A 737-nucleotide genomic window follows, 5' to 3' on the forward strand; every position below is an offset into this window, starting at 1 on the left:
GCCTCCCTGCTCACGCCCGCGGGCGCGGCGGACTTCGGCTGGACCGCCTACCCCCCGCTCAGCGACGCCATGCACGCCCCCGGCGCGGGCGCGAACCTGTGGATCGCGGGCCTGGTGGTGAGCGGTCTGGGCACCATCCTGGGCGCGGTCAACATGATCACCACGATCGTGTGCCTGCGCGCGCCGGGCATGACCATGTTCCGGATGCCCATCTTCACCTGGAACATCTTCATCACCAGCATCCTGGTGCTGATCGCCTTCCCGATCCTGACCGCCGCGCTGCTGGGCCTGATGGCCGACCGGCAGCTGGGCGCGCACGTGTTCGACCCGACCAACGGCGGGGTGATCCTCTACCAGCACCTGTTCTGGTTCTTCGGCCACCCCGAGGTCTACATCGTCGCGCTGCCGTTCTTCGGCATCATCTCCGAGATCATCCCGGTGTTCAGCCGAAAACCGATCTTCGGCTACAAGGGCCTGGTGTTCGCCACCATCGCCATCGCGCTGTACTCGGTGGTCGTGTGGGCCCACCACATGTACGCCACCGGCGCGGTGCTGCTGCTGTTCTTCTCCGCGACCACCTTCATCATCGCCATCCCCACCGGCATCAAGTTCTTCAACTGGATCGGCACCATGTGGAAGGGCCGGTTGACCTTCGAGACGCCGATGCTGTTCAGCATCGGCTTCCTGGTCACCTTCCTGCTGGGCGGCCTGACCGGCATCCTGCTGGCCTCCCCGCC

1 protein-coding gene is annotated in these 737 nt (G+C 66.1%); it reads left to right on the forward strand.

All coding sequences use genetic code 11. The annotated features are described in order from the left end of the window. A partial coding sequence (locus IEZ00_RS37645) for a cbb3-type cytochrome c oxidase subunit I (protein ID WP_229796434.1) occupies positions 1-737 on the forward strand: 737 nt, incomplete at both ends.

Origin of the sequence: Saccharothrix coeruleofusca, assembly GCF_014648515.1 — a bacterium.
Lineage (GTDB): Bacteria > Actinomycetota > Actinomycetes > Mycobacteriales > Pseudonocardiaceae > Actinosynnema > Actinosynnema coeruleofuscum.